Below are 18,798 nucleotides of genomic sequence, written 5' to 3'. Positions count from 1 at the left end.
CAAGCTTTATTTTTTATAATTTCAGAATTTCAAAAATTCCTCTGTACTGTTATCACGCGATAAATATCAAAATCGATTTCATCATTAGTATGAATCCTCTAAAAACTCATTTGCAACGGAATTGAAACAGATACCATCCTATTCTTTCATCAACTTCTTAGAGTAAACAAGTTGAATAGCTATAAAAGAGCCCTCTCAAATAAAAAATCTCTTTTACACTTCCTTTAAAATAATTCATGACCGTTTCATCTTTATTTAAAAAAAACTAAACTGAAATTTTTTGAGCCTTCCAAAAAGGATCTGTTTGTGATTTTTAATATAAATTTGGAGCCCTTGGTTTTTAACCATAACAACACCTCATGACTTCACTCACTTCACGAAAAGAAGACTACTCAAAATGGTATACCGAACTGGTAATAAAAGCCGATTTAACCGAAAGCTCCGGCGTTCGAGGATGTATGATCATCAAGCCTTACGGATTTGCCATATGGGAAAAAATGCAGGCGGCTCTTGATGAAATGTTTAAGGCTACGGGTCATGAAAACGCCTATTTTCCCCTTTTCATTCCTAAATCCTATCTCTCAAAAGAGGCCAAGCATGTCAAAGGATTTGCCAAAGAATGCGCTGTGGTGACTCATTATCGACTGATAAACACCCCTGACGGTAAGGGTATTATGGTGGATCCGCAGGCAAAACTCGAAGATGAGCTCATTATACGCCCAACCTCTGAGACCATTATCTGGGAGAGCTATCGCCGCTGGATTCAATCTTATCGGGATCTTCCCTTGCTACTCAACCAATGGGCCAATGTGGTACGTTGGGAAATGCGCACGCGCCTATTTCTTCGCACCTCTGAATTCCTATGGCAAGAAGGTCATACCGCTCATGCCAGCAAAGAAGAAGCCATAACCGAGGCTGAGAAAATGCTTGATGTATATGCCGATTTTACAGAAAACTTTATGGCCGTTCCGGTCATTAAGGGAATTAAAAGCCCGAGCGAGCGCTTTGCCGGGGCGGAAGAAACCTACTGTATTGAAGCAATGATGCAAGATGGAAAAGCCTTGCAGGTAGGTACTTCGCATTTTTTAGGGCAAAATTTCTCCAAAGCTTTCGATGTGAAATTCCTTGATAAATCAGGCAAACAACAATACGTATGGGCTACCTCATGGGGAACCTCTACCCGTTTAATGGGTGCCCTTGTCATGACGCATTCGGATGATTATGGTTTGGTACTACCTCCTAAACTCGCGCCTGTTCAGGTGGTGATCATCCCTATTTATAAAAACCAGGAACAACACAAAGTCATAGAGAAAGCCGCCCTGGAAATAAAATCATCCCTTGAATATCAAGGCATCGTCGTAAAATATGATGATAAGGAAAGCCAGACGGCCGGATGGAAATTTAATGAATATGAAATCAAAGGCGTACCGTTGCGCATTACTATCGGACCAAGAGATATCGAAAAACATCAGGCAGAGCTCTTCAGAAGAGATTTGATGGAGAAACAATCAGTTTTACAAAAAGATCTCGAAAGTCAGATCCCGAAACTTCTCGAGGCTATTCAGGAAAATCTTTACAAAAAAGCTCTGAAGCGAAAAAACGCGTGGATTACCCCTGTAGAAGATTATGAAGATTTCAAGAAAATCTTAGATGAAAAAGGCGGTTTTCTCTCCGCGCATTGGGACGGAACGACTCAAAGCGAAGAAAAGATAAAAGAGGAAACCAAAGCCACGATTCGCTGTATACCGCTAAATTCTCCAAAGGAAGAAGGAAAATGCATATACTCGGGTAAAGCCTCCTCTCAACGCGTGCTCTTTGCAAGAGCCTATTGAAAAAGATCACCCAAGAGATTTTAGCTTTCCCCTGAACTCTTCTATGGAAGTATATGATTTTCGATCTAATATTACGCATAATTCCTCTTGCAATCTTTCAAAGACCCCGGGACCTTCTTTCATCAGCTGGGTACCTACCTGTACCAAGGAAGCGCCGCAGAGGATATGCTCGAAAATATCCTGACCTGAGCTCACGCCTCCGCAACCGATCAACTGTATATCGGATTTGAGCAGCTTAAAAAACTTGTTCACATTAGCCAATGCGATAGGCTTAATACAAGGACCCCCTATTCCTCCAAAACCTTCTTTTGGTTTGATCACCACAGACTCGGTTTGAGGATCTACAAAAAGCGCGTTTCCTGGACTGTTAATGCAGGTGACGAATTTTAGAGGAAAGCAATTTAAAAGCTCCGCCATTTCTTCAAAATGTATCGTATCGAAATACGGAGGAAGCTTAACCCCAAGAGGAAACTCATAAAAGTCAAAAACCTTCTTTAAAATTTCCTCTACACAGGAAAAATCATAGGCCAATTGAGGTTTCCCGATGAGGTTAGGACAAGAAAGATTCAGCTCGGTCACCACTGGAAAATCAAGTTTTCTGAGACGTTGTAACAACTTGGAAAGTTCCTCAGGGTTCATGGCCGCGAGCGAAAGAAAAATGGGTTTTTTAGCGCCCTGTGATCGTATAAAATCCAGATAAAAATCTATGCCTAAATTCGGAAGACCCATAGAATTAATGCTACCATACGTCCACTGAAAATAACGCGGCTCTAAATTTCCCTTCCTTGGGTATAAGGTGGCGCTTTTGGTAAGCACAGCCCCCGATGTACTCTCTGTTAAATCCATAAGCTCTGCAAAGGTACTACACCAGGCTCCCGAGGCGTTTACTATACAGGATGATAAAGAAACACCCGCCCAGTGAGTAGAAAGATCAGCCTGCGTCATATAGGTTTTTTCGAGCTTCGAAAGTATAAAATTTTACCTTTGTCAAAAATTAGAGGCGTGCTGGAGAAAAATTCTTTCTTTCTGGAATTATATCAATTAGGGATCATAAAATTTGGCGATTTTACCCTTAAAAGTTCTCTTAAATCGCCTTTTTATATAGATTTCCGCCCTATCGCTTCGAGTCCGGAACTCCTGAAAAAACTCGCCAAAATTCTTCAAAAAGAAGCCCGAAAGAAGCCCACCGATCTCATCTGCGGCGTGCCTTACGCCGCCCTTCCCATGGCCACAGCCCTGTCTCTGGAGAGCGATATTCCGATGATCATCAAAAGAAAAGAAAACAAAGATTATGGCACTCAACGCCTTATCGAAGGTTTATATGACAAAGGCCAGAGCTGCCTGCTCATTGAAGATGTGATTACCAGCGGCGAGAGTCTGCTCGAGACCATAGAGAGCCTTGAAAAAGAAGAAATTCAGGTAAGCACCATTCTCGTGGTGCTCGACAGAGAGCAGGGAGGCATGGAACGATTGTGCGATAAAGGTTATCACATACAAGCCTTATTTCACATTCATGAAGTATTGGATTTACTCGATGAGAAAAAACTACTCGAATCACAAACTTTAGAGGATGTTCGCGCTTTTCTTAAAGAGACCCTACAGATGCAAAATCTGCAAAGGATATCTTACGAAAAGAAACGAGAAAAAATCACCCATCCCACAGGAAGAAAACTTCTTGATATCGCGCTGAAGAAAAAAAGCAATCTTATACTCTCGGCAGACTTAACTAAAAGTCAGTCTATTTTACAACTGGCAAGCTCCACCGGTTCGCATCTATGCGCACTTAAACTTCACGCGGATATCATCGAAGATTTTTCAGCAGAATTTATCGGCGAGCTCAAAACAATCGCACAAAAAAACCATTTCCTCTTAATAGAAGATCGCAAATTCGGTGATATTAGAAATAGCACGGCTTTGCAATTTTATAAAGGGATCTTTCGCATAGCCCACTGGGCCGATATGGTCACAGTGCACCTCATAGCCGGAAGCAAAAGCCTTAGCGCCTTTGAAAAATCCTCTTCGGGTTTGATTTCCATTGCTAAAATGTCTTCAGAGGGCCAGTTAATGGACGCTAACTATACTAAAAAAGTATTAAATATATCACGGAAGCATCCTCAAATCATCGGTTCGGTATGTCAGCAAAGGATCCCTGAGGATTTATTGCTTTTTACCCCAGGCGTACATCTTGAGGATATAAGCGATGGTAAGGGTCAGAAATATTTAACCCCTCAACGTGCTTTTAATGAACAACATACTGATTTTATTATAGTCGGCAGAGGCGTATACCAAGGGAATGATCCGGTAGCATCAGCCAAAGCTTATCGCAAACACAGCTGGATTGCTTATGAAGAATCTCTTAATTAAAGAACTCGATGCCCAAGAGCATATCATATTGGGAGTAGACCCGGGCACAAGAATTATGGGTTTCGGTCTGATCAAAAGCAAGAGATCCGATATGGAATTTATAGGAATGGATGAGCTACTTTTAGAGAAAACTTCCGGTCATAACCTCAGGTTAAAGAAAATCTTTAAAAAAACCCTCTCACTTATCGATGAGTTCCTGCCCGATGAGTTAGCTATAGAAGCGCCTTTTCTTGGCAAGAACGTGCAATCCATGCTTAAACTCGGACGCGCGCAAGGGGTAACCATGGCGGCAGGTCTTCACAGAGAAATACCCATTACCGAGTATTCAGCTCGAAAAATTAAAATGTCCATCACAGGAAATGGAAACGCCTCGAAAGAGCAAGTAGCGGGGATGTTAAGACATCTTTTAAGCTTGCAAAAGGAACCTTCTATACATCTAGACGCCAGCGACGGACTTGCCGCGGCGGTTTGTCATCATTTGAACAAAAGCATGGTAAAAGGTATGAAAAGATCCTCTTATCAGGGATGGACTTCTTTTGTTAAGGAAAATACTGAACGCCTTAGTGGATAATGTATGAAAAAAATCTTGGTAACTGGTGCTACAGGCTTATTAGGCAGTCATTTATTATTATATCTTTTGCAAGGAACTCAAGAAGTTCGCGCGCTGAAAAGGAAAGGCAGCATATTTGAAAATATCCAGTGTCTATTGCGCTATTATGAGCCTGAAAACTCAGAGGCTCTGTTTAAAAAAATAGAATGGGCGGAGGCGGATTTACTAGATATTCCAGCCCTAGATGAGGCGCTCAAGGGGGTTTGTGAGGTATACCACGCAGCTGGAATGGTCGATTTTAACAGAAAGAAAAAAAAAGCGCTCATGCGAACCAACGTTGAAGGCACGACGGCTCTGGTGAACGCTTGCCTTGAAGAGGGAGTGGAAAGATTTTGTCATATCAGCAGCATAGCTACTTTAGGGGAAGGAAAAAAACATGAGCAAATCACCGAAAAATCTGACTTCCAAAAACGCGCGAAACCTTCTGCCTATGCGCAATCGAAATATTTAGGAGAAATGGAAGTATACAGGGCGATTCAAGAGGGGCTAAAGGCAGTTATCGTCCATCCCGGCATAATTTTGGCTTCCACTTTTTGGGAGAGCAGCAGTGGAGCCCTCTTTAGAGAGATTCAAAAACGATGGTATTTCTATCCCACAGGATCGAGTGCTTATATAGACGCACGAGATCTCGCCAAATGCTGTATAGCACTTATGAGGGATGAATTTATGAACCAAAATTATATTCTTATCGATGAGAATTGCTCTCATAAAGAGATCATTACAAAAATACGAAAAGACTTAAACCTTTCCTCGCCCCGAGGGATTATCGAAAGAAATCTGCGTAATTTTTCTAAATTAAACGCATTATGGGCTTTTCTCAGCGGACGTGACCATCCTCTTTCATCAGGTATGGTCGAATCCTTAACCAGCTGTAATTATTATTCTAATGAAAAAATACGAAAAACCTTGGGTTATCAGTTTATGGGGATCGATTCAGCTTTAAATGAGCATCTTGAGCGTTATAAGAAAGCATTCTTATGATTATGAAAATCGGGCTTTTTTTTGGTTCATTCAATCCTTTTCATATAGGACACCTCATCATGGCAAACCATATACTCGAACATACCGATATACAAAAAATTTGGTTCATCGTATCACCTCAGAGTCCATTTAAAAATCCATCGGATCTTCTAGAGGGACAAGATCGACTGGCCATGACCAAACTCGCCATTGAAGGCTATAAAAACATGAGGGTATCCGATATTGAATTTCAGCTACCTCGACCTTCCTGTACCATAGATACGCTTAATATACTTCAGGAGAAGTATCCTAAAGAACGCTTCCGATTGATTATGGGAGAAGATTTGATGAGAGATTTCCACAAATGGAAAGAGGCAAATATACTGAGTGAGCGCTACAAACCTTATGTATATCCACGTCTTCCTTTTCGGCCCCTTAAGGAAAAGAGTTCAAAAATCCGCTACGTAAAAGCCCCCCTTGTGGGGATCTCCGCTTCCTTTATACGCTCTTGTATTAAAGAGGGCAAAAATATACGTCCACTTGTACCCATAAGGGTATGGGAGTATCTTATAAGTCATCATCTATACAAAAAATAGCCTATTTCATCTTTCATCAATGGGCTTCCAGCCAGTTGCAACCCGTACCTGTCTTCACTAAAAGTGGAATGCGCGTTTTTACGGCCGTTTGCATCTGCGCGCGCACGAGTGGCTCAACGGTATCTATCTCCTGTTTTGGCACGTCGAACACCAGTTCATCGTGCACCTGCAAAAGCATCCTGCTCTGAAGATTATTTTCTTTAAAACATTTATCGATACCGATCATGGCGAGCTTGATGATATCGGCGGCGCTTCCCTGTACGGGAGTGTTAATGGCATCGCGCTCAGCATGTCCGCGCACCAAGCTATTAGTTGAATTGATATCGGGAAGGTAACGACGGCGCCCTAAAATGGTTTCCACAAAACCGCGATCGCGAGCCTGAGTAATTTGCTCGGACATATAAGCTTTCAACACTGGATAGGTGTCATAATAAGCATCGATGAGTTTTTTAGCCTCGGAGCGAGAAAGACCGGTTTGCTCACTTAAACCAAAAGCGGATACCCCGTAGATAATTCCAAAATTAACCGTCTTGGCTTGACTGCGTTGCTCGCGTGTGACCGATTCTAAGGGAATATTGAATACCTTAGAAGCTGTGCAGGCGTGAATATCTTCTCCATTAGTGAAAGCCTTGCGCATTTTCGGATCACCGCTCAATTCAGCGATAATACGCAACTCAATTTGCGAATAGTCAGCCGATAAAATCAGATGATTCTCATCACGCGCTACAAAGGCCTTGCGCACTTGTTGTCCGCGCACGCTGCGCATGGGAATATTTTGAAGGTTCGGATTGGTAGAGTTTAAGCGACCGGTGACGGTAATGGTTTGCCCGAAAATGGTGTGGATACGGTTGCTTTGCCGATCAACTTGTTTAGGAAGCGCATCAACATAGGTAGATTTGAGTTTCTGGAGCGCTCTGTGTTCTAAAAGATCGTTCACTATAGCATGCTCATGGGCTAATTTTATTAAAACATCCTCTGAAGTGGCATATTGACCGGTTTTAGTTTTTTTAGGCCGGTTAACGATTTTGAGTTTTTCAAACAGAACCTCTCCCAGCTGTTTAGGCGAGTTGATATTAAAACTATCACCGGCGAAGCGGTAAATCTTTTGCTCGATAAGGGCCAAATCTTCCTCGAGCTCTTTGGAGAGCACACTCAAAACGGACTCATCTAAGCGAATGCCCTCGATTTCCATGGCAGCTAATACAGGCATTAAGAGCATTTCCACCTCATAAAAAAGCTTTTCAGATTTATAGCGGGTAATCTCAGGATCAAAAACTTCTTTAAGCTGAAAAGTGACATCGGCGTCTTCCGCGGCGTACTCGGTCTGTAGCGATAATTCCACCGCGCGCATGCTTAGTTGATTTCTTCCTTTTTTACCAATAAGCCTCTCAATGGAAATGGGTTTGTATTGCAGGAAATTCTCCGAGAGTGCATCTATATTATGACGCACGTCAGGTCGAAGAAGATAATGGGCAATCATCGTATCATAGAAAGGACCCTTGGGATAAAAACCATATTTATAAAGCACCTTAAGATCATACTTAAGATTATGGCCGACTTTTAAAATACGCTCGTCTTCAAAAAAAGGTCTGAATATTTCAAGAAGAGCAAGGCTCTGGTCAAAATCTTCCGGAAAGCTCACATAATAGCCCGTTCCCTTTTCATAGCTAAAAGCCATGCCCACAAGGAATGCATTAAGGGCATCTAATCCGGTGGCTTTAGTATCAAAAGCCACCGTTTTTCGTTTCATAAGCTTTTCAAGCAATATTTTACAGGCAGCTTGCGTATCGATAAGCTGGTAAAAATGATCGGTAGTATCCAGGGTGGCAAAGCTCGAGTGGGTGATGACGGGCTTGATCTGCTCCTGAGGAAAATGATCGAAAAGTTGGGTTTGTTGACCTGTGGAAAAAATCTCCAAAGAGGAAACCTCAGGGGTTTTCGATAGAGAGGGTTCAGAGAAAATTCGATGAAACTGATCCAAAAGCCTTCTGAATTCCAGATCTTCAAAGATTCGTTGGATTTCCTGCCTATCGGGCGCTTCTATCAGAAGTTTTTCTTCATCCCATTCCACCGGAGCGTCGGTAATAATGGTAGCTAACTTTTTAGAAAGCAAGCCCAATTCTTTATTTTCTTCTACTCGCTCTTTTAGTTTTCCACTGATTTCATGGCTATGATTCAATAGATTCTCTAAACTTCCATATTGCTGAATAAACTTTTTAGCGGTCTTCCCCCCTACACCGGGTAAACCCGGAATGTTATCCACCGCATCGCCCATCATTCCGAGAATATCGATCACTTGTTTGGGGGTTTGTACCTCATAACGCTGGCAAACCTCCTGAACACCAATAATCTCCGCGGTATTTCCTTTAGCGGCAGGCTTGTAGATTTTAATACGATCGGTTACCAGCTGCGCAAAGTCTTTATCAGGGGTAACCATATAAGTGGTATAGGAATTTTTCTCAGCTTTTTGAGCTAGAGTTCCGATAACATCATCCGCTTCATATCCTTCAGCGTAGAGAATAGGAATACGAAAGGCCTTTAAGATATCCTGAATATAAGGAACCGCAATGCGAATGGCCTCAGGAGTTTCCTCTCTATGGGCTTTATATTGAGGATACTTCTGTTTTCGAATGCTTGCCGGACCTACATCAAAAACAACAGCCATGTGTGTAGGTCGTTCTTTTATGATCAAGTCGATAAGAGAGTTGGTGAATCCCATGATAGCTGAGGTATTCAAGCCCCTAGAATTGATCCGAGGATTCTTGATAAAAGCATAGTATCCCCTGAAAATCAGAGCGTATGCATCGAGTAAAAAAAGTCTTTTGTCTATTGCGAGCTTCATTAAGCTGTATTCTTGACCATGAAATTAGCTTATTTATAAGAAAACCATAAGCTAAGCGAATTCGTAAAACTTATCTATAATATAATATTATGTTAATATAATATTTTTATATGATAAATAATTTAGTTATATTAGAAATATTAACTGTATTAAGAAATAATACTCCTCATATTTTATAAAAAATAGCCTTCCCGATGACCTTTTATTATTAAAAGAAGAAAACGGATAGGTTGTTCTTAGCAGCGTTCGTTTAAAAGATTATAAGACGACAAAACATCAAATATAAAGCATAAAGGCGCGTGATTTACTGCAACAAGAAATCAATCAGATCTCAGATCTTTAAAGATAAATCTTATGAGCTACCCAAAAACAGAGCTTTAAGCGTAGGCGGATTACCAAGCATTTTGCAAAGGATCTATCAAAAAGAACCGAACGCGAGTGGTAATGAATTCACCCCTAAAGATCCTACGGAAGTTGTCATTCAGATGGCTGTCGCTTTAAAGGCGGCTAAGAAAATTCCAACACAAGACAAGCAAACTTTATAGAGCGTAAAGGACAGGAGCTCTTTATAATAAATTGGATGACGCATCGTCTGAGCATAAAAGAGGTAAAAAATGTCCTTTCAGAGCTCAAAAAAGAGGTCGAGCGAAATAGTTTACGATTTATCGCTTCTATGGAAGAGAAACTAATGCAAGAGATGATCAACAACTTAGATCCGGTGATAAAACCTGTAATTCCTAAAGAAAATTCGCAGGAAGCTTTATTAAAAAACCCATCCGAAAAAGAAATTGGCAATGGAAATTATCCCCTGCTACATAACAATATGTACGGACGTCTCTTTGAGAGCAAGGTGGCAGAAGAGCTCATGAAAAATCCTCCCCGAGAAGTTAAAAAGACCATGGAAACCATAGGGAAAAGATTTTATAAGGTAAAGTGACGCCACTTTTGATTCAAAAATACCAAAGAGTTTTATTAATAATTTAAAAGTAAAGACTAAAGAAGAACCTGTAACCTGGCGCAATAAAATTTCCAGATTGGAAGGGTTATTAAAAAAAAACCTAATGGTTTTTTTTTAATAAAATAGATAAACGTCTGGTATTATGCAAAAAAGAAACCATAAAAGATCAAGAAATCTTTAAAAAATTAATATAAGAACCCGTTCAATCAACTGAACAAGGAATATTTATACCCTATATTTCCATAAATGCTCATTTAGCTTTGCAGAATGAGCGATAAAGACAAAAATCTCAAAATCAAAATCTATGAAAATCCGATGTATCCTAAATTTCAATGGATAGATACCGCAGATGAAAATTATTCATATTTTGACAGAAAAAAAGGTTATTTTCATTTTGAAAGACCGGATGGTTCCGCTAACTTTTTGTGCTCAAGGTTTACCCCAAAGAACCTAAAAACTGATGAAGCTTCCGATTCCGGCATCGATTTACAACATCATCCTGCCTTTATTAAAGATGACTAACTCGTTCAGCGAAAGCGACTCGATGTATTTAATATGCCCGATTTTGATTCTACCACAGGACTTCATAAAAAATGCATGGCGCGGGGCATTCCGTTTGTCAACACAATGGTATTTCAGGTACTACTAATATCATGATGCACCTTACTCATTATCTAAATAGAAGACAGAAAGATAGAAAATAGACCCTAAAGTAGTGCGCTGCTGGGAACTATGATGTTTCTTACCTACGTACGATGTGGACATTCTTTGCATGAGGCGATCTGAACAGCTAATCAGGTGGATAAGAAATTAAAACTTTAAATTCCATCTCTCTGAAAAAAACAGTCACCCGGTAAATATATAGCCGATTATAATCAATTTACGACTATGTATAAAGAGAAAATCCTCACAGAATACATGGCTAGGATCAATGACGCTTTTAAAAACGCTTGGAACCACACTCTGTCTGCTTATGAGCAAATAACTCCTCAGAGTTTATCTGCAAGTCGTCAAAAAAATTCCGCGCATAATAAAGTGGAGAGGCCAACTTTAACAAAGTTTCCAAAGATCTGTAAGATGAAAAAAAACATTGGCAAAAGAATAAGAAAATTGATCCTTCAACACAAAGAAGAGATTCCCATGCCTATTGATTTCACTGTAGAATATAAAGACGGGGAGTGCTGAACTTTATTATATTCCTCTTCGAATGATGCGAGGAGAAAAACCTAATTGAACAGTCGAATCTGAAAAGGACTACACTGGATGCTTGGGGATGGACCAAAAAAAACTATGAGCTTTATCTGCCTTATTCCATAGAACGCATCAAAAGCCTGCGCATTGACGCAAACAGGCGTTTAGCGGATATTGATGAAAAGGACAATATTTGGTCTGGATCTTAATAAACGCTTAATTTGGCTACCTTATCCATATTGTCTATGCTCTTGGTAGTTAACATAGGAAATTCCAGCTTGCGATTTGGAGTTTTTGAAGATGAGAGTCTTGAGTGTCAAAACTCTTGGATTATCAACAGCAAAACTTCTCGAAGCTCTGATGAATACGCTATTCTTTTCGAGAGTCTCTATCGTCGCTATGGCATCGACTGGAAAAAGATCAAAGCCATTGTTATAGGTTCTGTAGTGCCTGCTTTGACGGACTTTATAAGTAATTCATTGACCTCTATGCATAATTTTACTCCATTGGTAGTGAACAGATACTCGGAATCACCTGTAAGACATTATTCCCATCAGCTGGGAACTGATTTATACGCTAATGCCGTTGCAGCCTATAAACTCTATAATAAAACCTCTCTTATAGTAGATTTTGGAACAGCTCTTAGCTTAACTTGTGTAGATAGTAATGCACAATTCAAAGGCGTCATCATAGCACCGGGCGTCAATAGCTCGCTTGGTTCTCTGATACAAGATACAGCTAACCTATCGGGCGTAGAACTTAAAAAGCCGGCCCATGTATTAGGTTTACATACAGAAATTTGTATCCAAAGTGGTATGATTCATGGTTATCTTAGTATGGTAGAGGGATTGATTGAGCGCATTAATTCAGAACTTGGAGAAAAATGTCATGTCATTGCCACAGGTGGCATGGCTCACCTGTATGAGCCTTTAACAAAAAAAATTCATCAAATCGATAAACTTCACACCCTTAAAGGTCTTGCTCTTTTAGCAAGATTCAGTAAAGGGACTATTAAAAAATATAATTAGTCCTTTCTTAAAGAAGGCTATCCTATTACCAGATAGGTAATACGCAATAAGCGAAGACTTTATTTTTATCATTATGGAAGCTTTTTCTATACCTAAATCGTATAATCGCTGGGCAGGATTTTTCATTGCCTTTCTCATTGTAGTGATCATCATATTTACTTCCAAGCATTTAGTGGAGAAATTACGCATGGAAGAAAAAGAAAACGTAAAAATCTATGCGAGAGCTTTGGAGTTATTTATCAACTCCGATACGGATATGTTACCAAAGGCGCATTCTTTTGTTTTTGATATCATCATTTCTAACCACTTCATTCCGGTTGTAGTGGTGGATAAAAATAAAAATTTGATGTTATCGAGAAATATACCCTCCTTCAAAGTAAATCGAAAGAACCTTCCAAAGACGCTTCATCGTATGCAATCGCTCTACAAACCCATCGCTATAGAAGGAGACAGGTATGTCTACTACGAGCATTCTGCTTTTCTTGAACAGCTCAAATTATATCCTGCCATATTGATTTTCATACTGATTCTCATTAGTATTTATAGTTATTGGTATTTATGTTCATTAAAAAGCTCTGAGCAAAACTGCCTTTGGGCGGCTATGGCCAAAGAAACCGCTCATCAAATCGGCACACCACTCACCTCACTTATCGCCTGGATAGAATTGCTAAAAATTGAAAATACCGACCCTTTAGTAATTCAGGAATTAGAAAAAGACACCGAACGTCTCAAGCAGATCGCTGAACGTTTTTCAAAACTGGGATCTAAAACGGAGTTTTCCTTGGAAGATATAGTAAGTATAACCAGACAAAACTGTGAATATTTACAAGGACGAATTTCAAAAAGTATCCAAATTAACTTTCAAAGCAGCAGCGAGTCTATATTACTTCCAATCAACAAAATACTTTACAGCTGGGTAATCGACAATCTCATCAAGAATTCGGCATTCGCTATAGAAAAAAAATGGATACAACTCTTAACTAGTCCTTATGGAAAGGAAAATATAAGCGTTAGAATTAAGGAAAACAAAAATACGGTGGATATTAGTATTACCGATACAGGTTGCGGCATCCCGCCCTGGTTATTTAAGAAAATATTCTATACCGGTTTTTCAACAAAAAAAAGAGGCTGGGGTCTAGGGCTTTCTCTGGCCAAACGCATTATCAAAAAATCTCACAAAGGAAAGATATTCGTAATGCACTCAGAAAGGAATAAGGGAACAACGATAAAAATTTCACTTAGAAAAAATCTTGCGTAGTCAGCTTCTAAAAGCTCTCTGAATAGCTGAAGCCAGCTGCTTAAATTCCTCTATGCTCATGGAGATTCTTGGACGTGAAAAATCAAGATCTGATTCCTGATCTATAGGTATCAGATGAATATGCGCGTGAGGCACCTCAAAACCCAACACAGCCACACCCACCCTATGAGCAAGAATCACCTTCTCAAGAACCTTAGCTACCTGATAAGAAAAACTCATCAAAGCAGCAAACTCACTAGGGGAAAGATCAAAAATTTTATCTGTTTCTTTTTTTGGAATGACTAATACATGGCCTTTTTTAATCGGGGCAATATCTAAAAAAGCTAAATGAGACTCATCTTCAGCTACTTTATAAGCAGAAATCTTACCATGAACGATTTTAGTAAATACCGAGGCCATAGCTAAAAATCTATCTTGAGCACCTCTAAATCCAGTTCATTACCATTTGGTAAAGCAATTCTGGCGGTTTCTCCAATTTTCTTTCCAAGCAATCCCTGAGCAATAGGTGTATTGACAGAAATTTTTCCAGCTTTTAAATCCGCTTCGCTTTCAGGTACCAACGTATAGGATTGATCTAAGCCGTGCGTGATATTTTTAATCTGAACCGTGGAGAGAATTGAAACCTTGGAATGATCCACCTGAGAGCTGTCTATGACACGCGCGTTAATAATTTTTTCCTTCAAACGCGCAATACGCATTTCCATAAGTCCCTGAGCTTCTTTCGCAGCATCATATTCCGCATTCTCCGAGAGATCTCCTTTATCTCTAGCCTCGGCAATTTGCCGCGATATTTTAGGACGCTCTAAAGTCTCCAATTGTTCGAGTTCTTCACGAAGTTTTTTCAATCCTTCTCCGGTAACGTATTGGGCTTTTGCCATAGCGTTGAGTTTTTATATAAATAAAAACAACCCAAGAGCGAGGTACTTAAACCGCTCAGGATTGTTGAACAAATATACTTTTTTTAAACAAACTAAAAAGATTTTTTGCTGGCGCAAATGAGAAATCCTGGAATTTAAACTCTTTTATTTACTCAATTTTTTGCTACAAATAAAGGGGGTGATTATAAATTTATAATAACGATAAATGATATTTTTATTAAAATATTCATTAATAAAAGGAAGGTTTCATTTTCTAATGATGTTTTTAGGTTTATTAATAAGTTGAGATGATCAAAGAAACGTTCCTACGTGTATAGGTCGATCGATAATTCATAAATACCTTGACTTTGCCATCCCTTTATATAATGATATATACAAAGGGATGGATTTAATTAAATGAAATTTGGCGCAGGCATATCAGAGCTGATTATCGTCTCGGATCTAACAACAATAAAGATCTTTGACAGAAACGCTCCCCACATAAATGCCCGGATAAAAACGGGATTTACCTGCTTGAGGTTCGTAATGATAAGATCGTCTCACCCTCTGACGGTTCGAAGTGGTGGTTTACAGGCTATCCTATAAATCATGGTACACCTCTAATAGAATATAATATTTATACATCACTAACAGGAACATGTATCTTGATAACAAGATAAAATAATTTAAGCGTTGTGTGCCTGCACATGTTCTACTTTACCCGGCAGCATGTTTTTCAATAAATTTTCTATGCCATCTTTAAGGGTAACCATAGAAGAAGGACAATCACTACAGGCACCCTGAAGCAACATATTAGCTGTTTTGTGAGCAGGGTCAAAAGAAATTAGTTGAATATGACCTCCGTCCCGAGCTACCATAGGTTCTACGTATTCTTTTAAGATCGATAATATTTCCTCTTCTATAGCTGAGCGAGATTCGTTATGTTTTTGATTAAGGCGAGCTTTTAACATCAGATCGTGAACCACGGGCTTATCCTGTTGAAGATATTTCGCGATATAATCTCTAAGTTGTAGAGATATGTCATCCCAGGGCGTATCTTTATCTTTAGTAACGGAAATATAATTTTCCATAAAAAATAACTGCCTGACAAAGGAGAAACTGAAGAGCTCTTCAGCCAATGGAGATAGATAGGAATCCTTCTTATTTCTGATTTCAAGCATTTCGGAAACCAAAGGATAATTGGTTATAAATTTGATAACTTGTGGATTAGGTGTAAGCTCAATATATACCGATACAGGTTCTTTTTTGGAATTCTCACTTAGAATTGCCGTATGGCCACTACTAAGATAGCGTTCTATAATACCTCTAAGTTCCTCAATAAGATCCGATTCCCAATGAGAATTTTCTATCCTTTCTAGGGCAATAAAATTAGCAGTGATAAATATTTTTTTAACAAAATGGTATTCAAGCAATTGCGTTGAAAGTGGAGAGTCACGGGCAGAGGTTATATCCTCAAACTCATAACTTCCTTGAGTAAGCATCTCATCAGAAACGAACTTTATAATATTAGGTAATGGCGTATTTTCCACATGTATGTTCATCGTAGGTAGATCTGTTGCGGCGGCGAAGGTACATTTTTACATGCCGTAATCCAATAAATATTATTTATTTAAGTTATCATATACCAAAGTGGTATTATGTATGCTTAATAACTCCTCAGAGTTAACATTAAATCTATTAAATGCAGCTTGCATTGTCATTTAGCTTGCATCGTCATATTTCTTTTATAAGAAGATTTTATCTATAGGGTTTATGATAATAAGTTTTCTTTTGAGTGCTTGTAAAAAATATTCAACGATTAAAAAACATGAAAAAATCCAGGTGTGGCAGAACAACACGAACAAGAAGCGGTGGTTAAAAAATATATACTAATTGACTCAAAAAACGGACTGGGTCTAGTTAATAAAGAAACTTTAATTAAGCTGGATGAACCTTTGAAAGCTTTATTAGATTATTATAGCGCCAGCTACGGAAGTATATTGTTTTAATAATCATTAATGTACCTCACCGAAAGGCTTAATTTTTGGGGAGCAAGGTTCTCAAGAGCAAAAGGCGCTTATAGAAAAATGGTTTCCCCAGGGCACGAAACTCGGCAGAAATCCAAATGAACTATATACCTTTAACTCTACCGGTTTTGTAATTTTTGACAATTACCATACGTTATCTTTTGAGTGTTCAGGCGAATTTGTAAAAGTAGAATTTTCCGTACTTTCTTATCTTTACAAATGGGAAAATGGATTATAAAGTAACTCCATCAGGAATTCAAATTATTCAGCAGTAAAAAGAGCCTAAAGAGTATAAGATAGTCCTCAAAACTTTAAATGATGCTCTTTTAGAAAAATTTTACTGCTAAAAAACAACTTAGCGTTATGATTAAAAGTCTCTGTAAGAGCAGAGGCATAAAAAATATCCTCTGTAAGGATATTTGTGTTTGCTAAACATTTTTCTTCTTTCAATGTAGAATGCAATTTCTTAGCCAACAAATCCGGAGCCTGTATTATATCTATTTTTCCATTATAAAAACGATCGATTTCTTCAAAAATAATCGGATAATGGGTACAACCTAATAACAAAGCCTCTATACCATAAAGCGTTTCTTGGTTTAAATAGTACCTTAAAACAGCAGTTGAAATTTTATCATTTACAAAACCCTCTTCCACCATGGGTGCTAGTAAAGGAGTAGCCAAGGAGCATAACTGTACCTCAGGGCGATTGTTTTTAATTACTTTCTCGTACACCTGAGATTTTATCGTAGCTCGCGTAGCGATGAGACCGATCTTCGTATAATTTTTCTCAGAAATATAACTCACTACAGGGTCGATAACATTAAGTACCGGAATCTTATCTCCAAAAGCCTCCTTGAGTGATAAAAAAGTATTAGACGATGCTGAGTTACAAGCGATCACAATGGCTTTACAGCCTTCTTTTATCAAAAAACGACTTATATCTAAGGAATATTTTTCAAGAATCTCGCGAGATTTGTCTCCGTAAGGAAAATGAAGAGTATCGCCAAAATAGATCAAACGCTCATAAGGCATATAGTTTTTAATAGCTTTAGCAATAGTAAGTCCTCCCACTCCTGAATCGAAAATACCTATGGGTGCAGAGCTGTCATTTATCATTATCAATAGTTTTTTGAGTAAAAAACAGATCGGAAGTAATACCGTCTGCATAGAACCAATATTTTTTGGAAAGCAAAAATTGCATTTTCCTACGTTTAAGGATGTCCTGTTGAATAAAATTTTTAGCTTCTTTACAAAGATAGTCATGGTACCTTTGACCACAATTTCGTTTAATTTCAAGTATATTCACTCCCCATAAAGTACGCAAGCCTCTCAAGAGATACTCGTTATAGCGATCCGCGAGGCTAAGCTGTTCCTTCCGAGAAGGAATAAGCCCATCCCCTATAGAATCTATATAGAGTCGATTATTGCGTACATTCCAGCGTCTTTTTTTAAACCCGTCAAAAGAGTGGGCCGATGGACCGATACCTAAATAAGGCAATCCTTTCCAGTAACTCGTGTTGTGTCGGGAAAAACAGCCCTTTCGTCCAAAATTAGAGACTTCATAGTGTATAAAACCTGCATGTTCCAAATATTCTACCAAAAGCTCATACTGCCTCGCCTGAGTTTCCTCCTGAATAATAGGAGCTTTGCGCAAGCGAATCCTGTTAAAAAGGATAGTTTTAGGCTCAATGGTCAAAGCATAGGAGGAGATATGTGAAACACCCGTTTTGAGCGCTATATCTAAATTTTTCAACCACATCCTATCAGTAGTGGTAGGAGATCCGTATATCAAATCCATGCTGATATTTAAAAAACCCACATTCTGAGCCCTCTCAATTGAACCAAGGGCTTCTAAGGCGGTATGGGAACGATTCATAAAATACAGATCCTCATCAAAAAAAGATTGCACCCCTATACTCAGACGGCGAATTCCCAAGGCGTAAAAATCCTTTAATTTTTCTATGGATAAATCATCGGGATTGGCCTCAAGGGTGATTTCAGCTTCTGAGGAAATCGAATAATTTTTATAAATTGTTTTTAAGATTATATTGAGCTCATGGGCACTTAACAATGAAGGAGTACCCCCACCGAAATAAAGCGTTTTTATAGATTCTTCGATAAAATCTTCCCGGGCTAATACTAATTCCTGACACAAAGCGACGATCATCTCTTTCCTATCGTTTAAACGCGTAGAAAAATGAAAATCACAATAATGGCATTTTTTTTTGCAAAATGGAATATGAAGATAAATGCCTGCCATGATTTTTTTGAAGTG

The 18,798-nt window shown here is 38.9% G+C and carries 19 protein-coding genes; 12 read left to right on the top strand and 7 right to left on the bottom strand.

Translation table 11 applies throughout. The features are described from left to right. Window positions 1-359: 359 nt before the first annotated feature. Entirely contained in the window at window positions 360-1,832 is a 1,473-nt protein-coding gene (gene proS, locus CS842_RS00230) for a proline--tRNA ligase (protein WP_103326611.1), read from the top strand. 6 nt (window positions 1,833-1,838) lie between these two features. Here proS and CS842_RS00225 read toward each other — a convergent pair whose 3' ends face one another. Further along, window positions 1,839-2,777 carry a dihydroorotate oxidase gene (locus tag CS842_RS00225; RefSeq protein ID WP_103326609.1) on the bottom strand — a complete coding sequence of 313 codons (939 nt, stop codon included), beginning with the start codon at window positions 2,775-2,777 and terminating at the stop codon, window positions 1,839-1,841. Between the two features lie 39 nt (window positions 2,778-2,816). Between CS842_RS00225 and pyrF the strand changes: the two genes are divergently transcribed. From pyrF to nadD, 4 genes are read left to right on the top strand one after another with little or no spacing between them, the layout of a single operon-like run. Then, window positions 2,817-4,196 (top strand): orotidine-5'-phosphate decarboxylase, encoded by a 1,380-nt coding sequence (gene pyrF / locus CS842_RS00220; protein WP_241518386.1) that lies wholly within the window; start codon window positions 2,817-2,819, stop codon window positions 4,194-4,196. Further along, a complete protein-coding gene (gene ruvC, locus CS842_RS00215) occupies window positions 4,177-4,767 on the top strand; it encodes a crossover junction endodeoxyribonuclease RuvC (RefSeq protein ID WP_103326607.1) in 591 nt (196 codons plus the stop codon). Before pyrF ends, ruvC begins: the two co-directional genes overlap by 20 nt. A 3-nt stretch (window positions 4,768-4,770) precedes the next feature. Then, window positions 4,771-5,787, top strand: coding sequence for an NAD-dependent epimerase/dehydratase family protein (locus tag CS842_RS00210; protein WP_103326605.1), 1,017 nt, complete (start codon window positions 4,771-4,773; stop codon window positions 5,785-5,787). A 2-nt stretch (window positions 5,788-5,789) separates the two neighbouring features. Continuing rightward, window positions 5,790-6,362, top strand: a complete 573-nt coding sequence (nadD, locus tag CS842_RS00205; RefSeq protein ID WP_103326663.1) for a nicotinate (nicotinamide) nucleotide adenylyltransferase — start codon at window positions 5,790-5,792, stop codon at window positions 6,360-6,362. Between the two features lie 16 nt (window positions 6,363-6,378). Here nadD and polA read toward each other — a convergent pair whose 3' ends face one another. Then, the gene (gene polA / locus CS842_RS00200) at window positions 6,379-9,204 is read right to left on the bottom strand and encodes a DNA polymerase I (RefSeq protein ID WP_103326603.1); all 2,826 of its coding nucleotides are present in this window, start codon (window positions 9,202-9,204) and stop codon (window positions 6,379-6,381) included. 299 nt (window positions 9,205-9,503) lie between these two features. Between polA and CS842_RS00195 the strand changes: the two genes are divergently transcribed. The 6 genes from CS842_RS00195 (at window position 9,504) to CS842_RS00170 (ending at window position 13,639) form a co-directional block, all read left to right on the top strand. After that, window positions 9,504-9,749, top strand: a complete 246-nt coding sequence (locus tag CS842_RS00195; protein ID WP_103326601.1) for a hypothetical protein — start codon at window positions 9,504-9,506, stop codon at window positions 9,747-9,749. A gap of 35 nt (window positions 9,750-9,784) precedes the next feature. Next, a complete protein-coding gene (locus tag CS842_RS00190) occupies window positions 9,785-10,141 on the top strand; it encodes a hypothetical protein (RefSeq protein WP_103326599.1) in 357 nt (118 codons plus the stop codon). 336 nt (window positions 10,142-10,477) lie between these two features. Further along, window positions 10,478-10,684, top strand: a complete 207-nt coding sequence (locus CS842_RS00185; RefSeq protein ID WP_146037405.1) for a hypothetical protein — start codon at window positions 10,478-10,480, stop codon at window positions 10,682-10,684. A gap of 396 nt (window positions 10,685-11,080) precedes the next feature. Further along, the gene (locus CS842_RS00180; protein ID WP_146037404.1) at window positions 11,081-11,347 is read left to right on the top strand and encodes a hypothetical protein; all 267 of its coding nucleotides are present in this window, start codon (window positions 11,081-11,083) and stop codon (window positions 11,345-11,347) included. 251 nt (window positions 11,348-11,598) lie between these two features. Next, entirely contained in the window at window positions 11,599-12,381 is a 783-nt protein-coding gene (locus CS842_RS00175; protein ID WP_103326593.1) for a type III pantothenate kinase, read from the top strand. A 73-nt stretch (window positions 12,382-12,454) separates the two neighbouring features. After that, on the top strand, window positions 12,455-13,639 hold the full coding sequence (locus CS842_RS00170; protein WP_103326591.1) for a sensor histidine kinase: 1,185 nt from the start codon (window positions 12,455-12,457) through the stop codon (window positions 13,637-13,639). Here CS842_RS00170 and CS842_RS00165 read toward each other — a convergent pair whose 3' ends face one another. The 3 genes from CS842_RS00165 to CS842_RS00155 all read right to left on the bottom strand — a co-directional run bounded on the left by CS842_RS00165 (window position 13,640) and on the right by CS842_RS00155 (window position 16,058). Beyond that, on the bottom strand, window positions 13,640-14,038 hold the full coding sequence (locus tag CS842_RS00165; protein WP_103326589.1) for an HIT family protein: 399 nt from the start codon (window positions 14,036-14,038) through the stop codon (window positions 13,640-13,642). Between the two features lie 2 nt (window positions 14,039-14,040). Continuing rightward, complete coding sequence (gene greA, locus CS842_RS00160; protein ID WP_103326587.1) at window positions 14,041-14,517, bottom strand: transcription elongation factor GreA; 477 nt, start codon at window positions 14,515-14,517, stop codon at window positions 14,041-14,043. A 665-nt stretch (window positions 14,518-15,182) separates the two neighbouring features. Next, window positions 15,183-16,058 carry a NifU family protein gene (locus tag CS842_RS00155; RefSeq protein ID WP_103326584.1) on the bottom strand — a complete coding sequence of 292 codons (876 nt, stop codon included), beginning with the start codon at window positions 16,056-16,058 and terminating at the stop codon, window positions 15,183-15,185. 282 nt (window positions 16,059-16,340) lie between these two features. Here CS842_RS00155 and CS842_RS06705 point away from each other — a divergent pair, with 282 nt between their 5' ends. Continuing rightward, window positions 16,341-16,505 (top strand): hypothetical protein, encoded by a 165-nt coding sequence (locus CS842_RS06705; RefSeq protein ID WP_195909793.1) that lies wholly within the window; start codon window positions 16,341-16,343, stop codon window positions 16,503-16,505. 321 nt (window positions 16,506-16,826) lie between these two features. On the opposite strand, the gene murI is transcribed toward CS842_RS06705, so the two are convergent. Further along, a complete protein-coding gene (murI, locus tag CS842_RS00150; protein ID WP_195909792.1) occupies window positions 16,827-17,639 on the bottom strand; it encodes a glutamate racemase in 813 nt (270 codons plus the stop codon). Then, a complete protein-coding gene (hemW, locus tag CS842_RS00145) occupies window positions 17,629-18,783 on the bottom strand; it encodes a radical SAM family heme chaperone HemW (protein ID WP_103326579.1) in 1,155 nt (384 codons plus the stop codon). Before hemW ends, murI begins: the two co-directional genes overlap by 11 nt. Window positions 18,784-18,798 lie beyond the last annotated feature (15 nt).

It is taken from the genome of Bacteroidetes bacterium endosymbiont of Geopemphigus sp. (genome assembly GCF_002904345.1).
Taxonomy (GTDB): domain Bacteria; phylum Bacteroidota; class Bacteroidia; order Flavobacteriales; family Blattabacteriaceae; genus GSPS2-BC2016.
Note: the sequence above shows the minus strand (reverse complement) of the source record. Positions and strands in the feature narration are given on the sequence as shown.